General features: G+C 65.3%; 9 protein-coding genes. 6 read left to right on the forward strand and 3 right to left on the reverse strand.

The annotated features are described in order from the left end of the window. The 3 genes from grpE to WBQ44_RS02845 form a co-directional block, all read left to right on the forward strand. The coding region (gene grpE, locus WBQ44_RS02835) for a nucleotide exchange factor GrpE (protein ID WP_495565225.1) at nt 1–446 on the forward strand (446 nt) is incomplete at its 5' end. 31 nt (nt 447–477) lie between these two features. Beyond that, complete coding sequence (gene dnaJ / locus WBQ44_RS02840) at nt 478–1,656, forward strand: molecular chaperone DnaJ (RefSeq protein WP_495565226.1); 1,179 nt, start codon at nt 478–480, stop codon at nt 1,654–1,656. A 5-nt stretch (nt 1,657–1,661) separates the two neighbouring features. Beyond that, on the forward strand, nt 1,662–2,087 hold the full coding sequence (locus tag WBQ44_RS02845; protein WP_495565231.1) for a heat shock protein transcriptional repressor HspR: 426 nt from the start codon (nt 1,662–1,664) through the stop codon (nt 2,085–2,087). A 108-nt stretch (nt 2,088–2,195) separates the two neighbouring features. Here the strand turns inward: WBQ44_RS02845 and WBQ44_RS02850 are convergent, their stop codons facing one another. Beyond that, nucleotides 2,196–3,359 (reverse strand): nitric oxide synthase oxygenase, encoded by a 1,164-nt coding sequence (locus WBQ44_RS02850; protein ID WP_495565227.1) that lies wholly within the window; start codon nt 3,357–3,359, stop codon nt 2,196–2,198. A 320-nt stretch (nt 3,360–3,679) separates the two neighbouring features. Here WBQ44_RS02850 and WBQ44_RS02855 point away from each other — a divergent pair, with 320 nt between their 5' ends. Both WBQ44_RS02855 and WBQ44_RS02860 read left to right on the forward strand, forming a co-directional pair. Further along, nucleotides 3,680–4,840: a globin domain-containing protein gene (locus WBQ44_RS02855; RefSeq protein WP_495565232.1), complete on the forward strand. Its 1,161-nt coding sequence runs from the start codon at nt 3,680–3,682 to the stop codon at nt 4,838–4,840. A 102-nt stretch (nt 4,841–4,942) separates the two neighbouring features. Beyond that, on the forward strand, nt 4,943–5,689 hold the full coding sequence (locus WBQ44_RS02860; RefSeq protein ID WP_495565228.1) for an FAD-binding oxidoreductase: 747 nt from the start codon (nt 4,943–4,945) through the stop codon (nt 5,687–5,689). 23 nt (nt 5,690–5,712) lie between these two features. Here WBQ44_RS02860 and WBQ44_RS02865 read toward each other — a convergent pair whose 3' ends face one another. Both WBQ44_RS02865 and WBQ44_RS02870 read right to left on the reverse strand, forming a co-directional pair. Then, complete coding sequence (locus WBQ44_RS02865; RefSeq protein WP_495565229.1) at nt 5,713–6,744, reverse strand: hypothetical protein; 1,032 nt, start codon at nt 6,742–6,744, stop codon at nt 5,713–5,715. A gap of 152 nt (nt 6,745–6,896) precedes the next feature. Continuing rightward, nucleotides 6,897–7,631, reverse strand: a complete 735-nt coding sequence (locus WBQ44_RS02870) for a crotonase/enoyl-CoA hydratase family protein (protein ID WP_495565233.1) — start codon at nt 7,629–7,631, stop codon at nt 6,897–6,899. Between the two features lie 162 nt (nt 7,632–7,793). On the opposite strand from WBQ44_RS02870, the gene WBQ44_RS02875 reads away from it, so the two are divergent. Continuing rightward, nucleotides 7,794–9,443 (forward strand): acyl-CoA synthetase, encoded by a 1,650-nt coding sequence (locus WBQ44_RS02875; protein ID WP_495565230.1) that lies wholly within the window; start codon nt 7,794–7,796, stop codon nt 9,441–9,443. Nucleotides 9,444–9,465: the final 22 nt, after the last annotated feature.

Consider the following 9,465-nt stretch of genomic DNA (forward strand, 5'->3'; position numbering starts at 1 on the left):
ACACACAGGTGACCGAGTTGACCGCCGACCTGCAGCGACTGCAGGCGGAGTACGCCAACTATCGGCGCCGGACGGACCGCGACAAGCAGTCCGTCATCGACAACGCCAAGGCGTCCGTCGTATCGCAGCTGCTTCCGGTGCTCGACGACCTCGAGCGTGCTCGTCAGCACGGCGACCTGGAAACAGGTCCGCTCAAGGCCGTCGCCGACAAGCTTGCCGGTGTGTTCACGAGCATCGGTCTCGACCGCTTCGGTGCCATTGGAGACAAGTTCGACCCAGCGATTCACGAGGCTGTTTCCCACGAAGGAGACGGCAGCGAACCGGTCGTCGGAACGCTCATGCGCCCGGGCTACAAGCTCGGTGACCGCGTGCTGCGAACCGCGATGGTCGGCGTCGTGGACGACGTGAGTACAGAATCGGATGCCCCCGCATCCGAGGAGCAGTAAGAAGAGATAGCGCGAGAGGAGGAAACGCCCGGTGAGCCAACGGGAGTGGATCGAGAAGGACTTCTACAAGGAGCTGGGCGTTTCCTCCAGCGCGTCTGCAGAAGAAATCAAGAAGGCGTACCGCAAGCTCGCGAGGGACAACCATCCCGACGCGAACCCCGGTGACGCCAAGGCCGAGGAAAGGTTCAAGGCCGTCAGCGAAGCGAATGCGGTGCTGACGGACCCGGCCAAGCGCAAGGAGTACGACGAGGCCAGGCGACTGTTCGCCTCCGGCGGCTTCGGTCGCGGCGGCGGCGGGTTCACCCCGGGCAGCGGCGGCTTCGGCGGCGGCGGAGGGCAAACCTTCGACGTCGGCGACATCTTCGGCCAGGGCGCGAACGACGGCGGAATCGGCGACCTGTTCGGCGGCCTGTTCAATCGGGGCGGCACACAGCAGCGCACGACGACCAACCGGCCACGACGCGGTAGCGACGTCGAAACCGAAACCACCCTCGGCTTCCGAGAGGCCACACAGGGTGTGACGGTTCCGTTGCGACTCACCAGCCCGTCCTCGTGCACCACCTGCCACGGCAGCGGCGCAAAGCCCGGAACCAGCCCGCGCGTATGCCCGCGGTGCAACGGCGCAGGCGTCCTCAACCGAAACCAGGGCGCGTTCGGTTTCAGTGAGCCGTGCGACGACTGCCGCGGAACCGGATCCATCATCGACGACCCCTGCCAGGACTGCCGCGGCACCGGCGTGCAGAACCGAACCCGCACCATCACGGTTCGTGTTCCATCGGGAGTGTCCGACGGACAGAAGATCAGGCTTGCAGGCCAGGGTGAAGCCGGGCTGCGCGGCGCACCGTCGGGCGACCTTTTCGTCACCGTACGAGTGCGTCCCGACAAGGTCTTCGGCCGCAACGGCGACGACCTCACGGTCACCGTGCCTGTCAGCTACGGAGAACTGGTACTCGGAACCACGCTGTCGGTGCCGACGCTCGACGGTCGAGTCGGCGTCAAGGTACCGCCCGGCACCGTCGACGGTCGGGTACTGCGCGTTCGTGGTCGCGGCGTGCCGAAGAAGGCCGGTACGGCAGGCGACCTGATGGTCACCGTCAAAGTTGCAGTGCCGCAGAAACTCGACGACAACGCGACCGAAACGTTGAAGGCATATCTGGAAGCCGAGAAGGCCAGCGGATTCGACCCGCGGGCCGGGTGGGCAGGTGTGTGATGACGATGCCCCCACTTCCTGGATCTGGTCATTCCGCAGGCTCCACTCCACGCCCGGGCCCGGCTGACCCTGACGCCCAGGTCTTCGTCATTTCCGTTGCCGCCCAGCTCGCCGGTATGCATGCACAGACGCTGCGCACGTACGACCGGCTGGGTTTGGTGACGCCGCATCGCACCACCGGCGGCGGTCGACGCTATTCACCGCGCGACGTCGCGTTGCTCCGGGAGGTGCAGCGGCTCTCGCAGGACGAAGGCGTCAACCTCGCCGGGATCAAGCGCATCATCGAGCTCACCAATCAGGTCGAAGCGTTGCAGGCGCGCGTCACCGAGCTGGCCCAGGAACTCGCCAACGTCCACGCGAGCTACCGCCGTGATCTCGTGCCGATTCAGCGCAACGCGCTGGTGGTCTGGAAACCGCGTAACCAGCGCTGACGTCGGCCACCTGGCACCCCTGCTGTACACCTGGCACCCCTGCTCGGACGAGAGCGGGGGTGCCGGCTTCGTATCGGGGGTGCCTGGTTCACCTTCCCCATCCCGGGTTCAGGTGAACGGGCATCCCGACGCTCGACGCGAGACGAAGTTCGGCCGGATGTCCATGTCGGGCGGATCGTAGAGCCGATGGAACGTCGGGGTAATGCCCGAGGACATCGGCGGATTGACCCAGGACCAATCTGTCGGGCATTCGCGTCCGGCTTTCGCTTCGCGGTCGACGTGATCGACGAACTGTTTGGCGACGGTGTGGTGATCCACCATGTAGGCCCCGGACCGGCGGAAACTGTGAATCACGGCGCGGTTCAACTCGACGAGGGATCGGTCCTTCCACAGCGTGCGGTCCGAGCTCATGTCGAGGCGAAGCTTCTTCGCGATCTTCGGCAACATGTCGTACCGATCGGTATCGCTGAAGTTTCGCGCACCCACTTCGGTGCTGACGTACCAGCCGTTGAACGGTGCGCACGGGTAGCGGACGCCCCCGATGTCGAGATCCATGTCCGACACGGCAGGCACGGCGTGCCATTTGAGGCCGAGGCCTGCGAACCACGTGTAGTTGGGGTGCTCGATGGGCACCTCGAGGACGAGTTCGCGGGGCACGTCGAACCACCGCAGCGGTTCGTCGGGGGTGGAGATGATCAAGGGGAGCAGGTCGAAGGCCGTCCCAGCACCCCGCCAGCCCAGTCGTTCCGCGAGCGCGGTGAGTTCGCTGTGAGCCGGATCGCCCACAACGCTGCCGTCCTCGCGGCGGTACCCGGCGTACCGAATCAACTGGGGACTGACGATGCGGTATTCGCGACCGTCGGGCAGCGGGGGCGGCCCGACGGTGATGACCGACCGCAGCGCGCCACCGTTGGTGGCCAATCGCAGGTGCTCGAAACACGCCTCGGCGATCTCCTCGGCCGTGGTGGCGTGCCGGGCGTCGACGAATTCGAGCGTCCGCCAATGCCCCCGTCCGACGCAGCGTGCATGGTTGCGCCAGGCGATCTTGGCGCCGACGGCGATCTCCTCGGCGGTTTGGACGCAGGTGCCCGTTGCCTGCATCTCGGCCACAGCCTGTGTGGCTCGATCGGACGGGAGGTGCGCCAACTCGGGGAGGGCGAAGAAGTTTCGACATTCGGCGAGGCGCCGGGTCAGATCCGGGTCGTCGCTCGCGCGTTCCTCGATTCCGGTTCGTGCGTGCAAGTTCGGATCGGTCCCGACAGCGACAGTCACGTGTTGCCTACCCCGTTTTCGTTGGCACGAGTTCGATCTTGATCGACGAACGAATCGTAGAGCCTCGAACGGATACTGGAAAGGCCTGAAATTCGCTGCGCAACAGCGTTGTTCGTACTCAACAACGGCTATCGAGGGAGTAACGGGGAATGAAACCATACGCGACCGGGATAACGGGGCCGACGTTTCTCGCCCCGCGGTCGGCGCCGGTCCTGAGCTAGACTCGCGCCCGAACTTTCAAACTCTGGCCGCAGGTGCTCGACGCGGTGGTCGGTGTGCGTCGACTGCCCACGCACGGGGCGAAATGGGGTATCGACACGATGGATGACCGGGCAATCTCGCTCGTCAGAACCACCTTCAAGGCCGTTGCTGCGGTGGACGGTGGTCCCGAAAAGCTGACGCGGTCCTTCTACGCCATCCTCTTCGCCCGGCAACCCGACTTTCGCGACCTGTTTCCCGCCTCGATGTCCGCGCAGCGCGACAAACTCGTCACCGCGATCGCCTACGCCATCGACCAGCTCGAAGACCTCGATCGCCTGCTCCCCTTCCTCGCCCAACTCGGCCGTGACCACCGCAAGTACGACATCGGGCCCGCCCACTACGCCGGCGTCGGCGACGCACTCGTCACCGCGCTCGAACAGTTCGCTGGTGCCGAGATCTGGACCGAGGAGGTCGACGCCGCCTGGCGCGAGGTCATCGCCGTCATGGCCGGAACCATGATGGAGGCAGCCGACACGGACGACGGCCCGCCCGTCTGGCACGGCACCGTCGTCGAGCACCTGCGTGTTCTCGACGATGTCTCGGTCGTCAGGTTGATGCTCGACGAGCCGATGGACTACAGCGCCGGCCAGTACGTCAGCGTGTCGGTCCCGAGCAGGCCCCGCATGTGGCGCTACCTGTCACCGTCGATTCCCGCCAACGCCGCGGGAGAGATCGAGTTCCATATCCGACGCGTGTCGAGCGGCTGGGTCAGCCCGGCCATCGTCGGCAACACCGCCCCCGGCGACCGGTGGACCTTCGGATCGCCGCTCGGGAGCATGACCACGCACACCGCTGCAGGTCGAGACCGATTGCTCATCGCGTCGGGCACCGGCATCGCGCCGCTCCGAGCGCAGGTGATGGAGATGGCAGCGCGCACCGACAACCCGCAGGTACACGTGTTCTACGGCGGTCGATACCCATGCGACCTGTACGACCTGCCGACGCTGCAGCAAATCGCGGCCATCAATCCCTGGCTCACCATCGTCGGCATCGTCGAGGAAGAAACCGACCCCTGGTGGTACGACGGCCCGCAGTATCGAAGCCCGATCAGCGGATCCGCGCCCATCGTCGGGCATGTCGGCAAGGTCGTGGCCGAGTTCGGACCCTGGACCGGTCGTGACATTCAGATAGTCGGCTCGCCTTCGATGATCAAGACCACCAAGTTCCGGTTGCAGGGCGCGGGCGTCGATCTGTCCACCGTCCACCACGATCCCTGGTGATGCGCCTCATGCGGCTCCGCCGCCCGTGTGCCTTTAATGTCGTTCAAGCAGCACTTACCACGCACCGGGGGTGACGTCCCGCCCACCACTAGGCTGGCGTTCATGCAGACGTGGAGCGCCGAGGTTGTTCAGTACCACCGGCTTCGGGCCGACCTGGCCGTCGTACGCCTCGTCGGTGACGCGATCCCGTTCGCTGCCGGACAGTCGCTCGAGGTCGTCGTCCCCCAGAACGCACGGCTCACTCGTCGCTACTCACCGGCGCTGCCGCCGTCGCTCGACGGGAAGCTCGAGTTTCATGTCCGCGCGGTACCCGCCGGGTGGGTGAGTGGGTCGATCGTCAACGAAACACGGCCGGGCGACATCTGGACGTTGAGCAACCCCGCAGGCAACCTCCGCGTCGACGATTCGGGTCGCGACGTGGTGATGATCGCCGGCGGAACCGGGCTCGCGCCGCTGCGCGCGCTGATCCTCGACCTGACCCGTCGCGAATCACCACCGGCGGTCACGCTGTACGTCGGCGGCCGGTCTCCGCGCGACCTCTACGCCGCCGATCTGCTGTGGATTCTCGCGTCGGAGCTGCCGTGGTTGTCGGTGATCCCCGTCGTGGACCAGTTGGAAGACCCCTGGGCACCGGACCGTTGGCACGACACCATCGGAAGCGAAATCGCCGACACGGCACAGGTATTCGGACCCGAGCATTGCTGGGAGGGCAGCCTCGCCGATGTCATGAGCGTGCAGCAACCGTATCTCCACCATCAAGTCCTCGTCTGCGGTTCCCCGGGAATGGAAGCCGCGACCGTCGCCGCGCTGCTGGACAACGGAACGCCGGCGGGGGCGATAGTGCGCTGACCCCCGGTGTTCACAAAGTGCTGTCAGGCCCGCATCATTCGCACACGGGTGCAGGCAGCACACGGATACGACACATCGCGCCAGCCTTCGCGCACCAGAACCGTTCGAACCTCCTCGAAAACCTCGCACGGCGTCGTCGTGACCTCCTCCCACCCGTAGTTCAGCCGAGGTCGGCCGGAGAGTTCGGCGGCGTTATCGCGTCGGCGATCACGAAATTTGACGCTGTGGCCGGAGTGATATCGCGCCCCGTCGAGACGAACGATCAGCGGTACCCCGCATGCGCTGTAGTCCACGTCCTCGAACAGCACCCGATCGTCGACGACCACCCGTCCTTGCCGCATCCCGACGGGCAACCCGTGGGCGGCTTCGACGTCGAGAACGTATCGATGTTCCAGCGCGGATTGCACGCCGTCGCCGAGGAGTCCGACCGCGTCCATGATCGCCCGTTTGTGACGCCACGGCGTTCGCTGCTCGACACGGCGACGGATCTCGGGCAGCGACACGCGCCCGTTGGTCGTCGCTTGGATGAGTTCGATCATCCCGTCGCGGGCGGTCGACGCCGCGGTCGCCAGGTCGAGTGCGGTGTCGGCGCTCGACGTGACAGGGAACTCGGCGTCCACGCGGATGTGCCTCATAGCCCGCGAGCGGTGGACGATCACGCCCGGGTGAACGGTCCTGTGCTGCAGGGCGGACGGACGCGGCGTCGGGCGTCTCGCGGTGGGCGATTGGTCGCGTGCCGAGCGTCCGAACGGGACGGTGATGTGAACGGGTTGCGGTTCGGTGGGTGGGCGCTTCATGCCCCAGTGCACGGCGGCAGTGTCGTGACTCAGGACGGCCGCCGCGCCGCCGTAGACGAGCGCAGCGCTGAGCATCATGGGCCTCGACAGCGGACCGTTGGTAACCGACACCACTCCGTGTAGCACCGACAACCATTGCCCGGTCTCGACACGGTGACGCACGGACGCCTTCGTGAACCCGTGCAGCCGCAGTTGCGCCGTCCCGGCGATGCCGTGTTGATCGTCGAGTAGCCGCTGCCATTCGAGGCTCTGTGTCATGGGGCGATAGTGACATCACGGCTCCCGCGACACGCCCGAGATTTTCTTGGCCTGTGGATAAGTGCGTTTCGCACCGGTGTTCGAAAAGTGCTGGCGGAACGACATTAAGTGCACACGGGTGGCGAAGCCGCCCACACGGGTGGCGAAGCCGCCTACCGACCCTCGAACGACGGCTTTCTCTTCTCCGCGAAGGCGCGTGGGCCTTCTTTGGCGTCGCGGCTCTGGAAGACGCGGACGCCGAGTTCGGCGTCGATCTTGAATGCCGCTTCTTCGTGCATGCCTTCGGTGTCGCGGATGGTTTTGAGGATTGCTTGGACGGCGAGGGGGCCGTTGGCGGCGATCATGTCGGCCAGTTCGAGTGCTTTGTCGAGTGCGTGTCCGTCGGGTACGACGTGTCCGATCAAGCCGATTTCGAGGGCTTCTCGTGCTCGAATGTGCCTGCCGGTCAACAGGATCTCTGCGGCGACCGTGTACGGGATCTGGCGTACGAGCCGGACCGCTGACCCGCCGAGGGGGAACAGGCCCCACTTTGCCTCGGAGACACCGAACTTCGCGCTCTCGCCGGCGACGCGGATGTCGGTGCCCTGGAGGATTTCGGTGCCGCCTGCGATGGCGGGACCTTCTACGGCGGCGATGAGGGGTTTGGTGAGCCTGCGGCCTTTGAGCAGCGCTTCGATCTTCGACATGTCCCATCCGCCCGAGCCGAAGCTGTCTCCGGGGTGCGTGGAGGTCATGGCCTTGAGGTCTGCGCCCGCGCAGAAGGCGCCGCCTGCGCCGGTCAGAATGGCAACGCGGATGTCGGGGTCGGAGTCGACGCGATCCCACGCGTCGAGCATGATCGCCATCATTTCGCCGGACAGCGCGTTACGCGCCTCGGGCCGGTTCATCGTGACGATGAGGACGTGGCCCCGCTTCTCGACGAGTGCGTGGGCGGATTCGGCTGTGGTTTCCGGCGCGACGGACGACACTGGTGGGTTCTCCCCGCTGTATGTGACCTGGGTCTCGAAGTGGCTATTGCCAGAAACGATAACACGTTCTACTTTTACTGCGTGGCCCTCAATATCGCAGACCTCGTGGAGCATGCAATCGACCTGGTTCCGGACCGGGTTGCACTGGTGTGTGGGGATCGACAGATCACCTACGCGCAGATGGAGGACAGAACCAATAGACTGGCTCACTACCTGCAGAAACGTGGGGTGCAACCGGGCGACAAGGTCGGCGTCTACAGCCGCAACGGCATCGAGACCATCGAGTCGATGATCGCGGTGTTCAAGTTGCGCGCCGTCGTGGTGAACGTCAACTACCGATACATCGAGAACGAGTTGCAGTACATCTTTCAGAATTCGGACATGGTCGCGCTCATTCACGAAGCGCGCTACTCCGACAAGGTCGCTGCCGTGCTCCCCACCTGCCCGTTGCTCACCACCACCGTCGCCATCGAGGACGACACCGACAAGGCGGGCGTCGGGCAGGTCTCCTACGGCGACGCACTGGCCGCGTCGTCGCCCGAGCGAGACTTCGGCGAACGCAGCCCCGACGACATCTACATGCTCTACACCGGCGGCACCACCGGCAGCCCGAAGGGCGTGATGTGGCGGCACGAGGACGTGTGGCGCGTGCTCGGCGGCGGCATCAACTTCATGACGGGCGAGTACCTCGAGGACGAATGGGATCTCGCCAAGATGGGCGCAGAGAATCCCGTCATGACGCGGATGCCGATTCCTCCGATGATTCACGGCGGCGCGCAGTGGGCCACCTTCCAGAGTCTGTTCGGCGGCGGAAAGACGGTGCTGCACCCGGACTTCGACGGTCACACTATCTGGCGCTTGGTCGACGAGCACTCGATCAACCTGATTTTCATCACCGGCGACGCGATGGCGCGTCCCATGCTCGACGCCTTGATCGAGGGCAAGCCGGACGGCACGCCCTACGACCTGTCGACGCTGTTCCTGATGGCCAGCAGCGCTGCGTTGTTCTCGCCGAGCATCAAGGAGAAGTTCCTCGAATTGCTGCCCAATCGGATGTTGACCGATTCGATCGGGTCCTCCGAAACGGGATTCGGCGGACTGAGCGTGTGTGCGAAGGGCACCGAACACACCGGCGGCCCGCGCGTGAAGATCGATGCGTCGACGTCTGTGTTGGGCGCCGACGGTCATCCTGTCGAACCGGGCTCGGGCAGAACCGGTTTGCTTGCCCGGCGCGGACACATTCCGATCGGGTATTACAAGGACGAGGCGAAGACGGCCGCAACGTTCACCATGATTCATGGTGTGCGGTACTCGATTCCGGGCGATTACGCACAGGTCGAGGCCGACGGGAGCGTCACGATGCTCGGGCGCGGTTCCGTGTCCATCAACACTGGCGGCGAGAAAGTGTTCCCGGAGGAGGTGGAGGGGGCGCTCAAGTCGCATCCGCAGGTGTTCGACGCGATCGTCGTGGGGGTTCCCGACAAGCGGCTAGGTCACAAGGTGGCCGCGGTGGTGCAGACCCGCACCGGGGACCATCCGTCGCTCGCCGAACTGGACGGCTACGTGCGCAAAGAGATTGCGGGATACAAAGTTCCGCGGGCGGTGTGGTTCGTCGACGAGATCAAACGTTCGCCGGCCGGCAAACCGGACTATCGATGGGCGGTGAAGCAGACCGAGCTACGGCCCGCCGACGAGGTCAATGCCGCGCACATGGCAGAGAAGGTGCGTTGATGCGCACCGACCTCAGCGAGAA

This window comes from Rhodococcus sp. (in: high G+C Gram-positive bacteria) (assembly GCF_049591685.1).
In the GTDB taxonomy this organism is placed as follows: Bacteria; Actinomycetota; Actinomycetes; order Mycobacteriales; family Mycobacteriaceae; genus Rhodococcoides.

What these genes read in the sequence shown, in the direction of transcription:
- WBQ44_RS02860 (WP_495565228.1), top strand. Translation starts at nt 4,943, where the DNA reads ATGCAGACGTGGAGCGCCGAGGTTGTTCAGTACCACCGGCTTCGGGCC.
- WBQ44_RS02865 (WP_495565229.1), bottom strand. Translation starts at nt 6,744, where the DNA reads ATGACACAGAGCCTCGAATGGCAGCGGCTACTCGACGATCAACACGGC.
- WBQ44_RS02870 (WP_495565233.1), bottom strand. Translation starts at nt 7,631, where the DNA reads ATGAACCGGCCCGAGGCGCGTAACGCGCTGTCCGGCGAAATGATGGCG.
- WBQ44_RS02855 (WP_495565232.1), top strand. Translation starts at nt 3,680, where the DNA reads ATGGATGACCGGGCAATCTCGCTCGTCAGAACCACCTTCAAGGCCGTT.
- WBQ44_RS02845 (WP_495565231.1), top strand. Translation starts at nt 1,662, where the DNA reads ATGCCCCCACTTCCTGGATCTGGTCATTCCGCAGGCTCCACTCCACGC.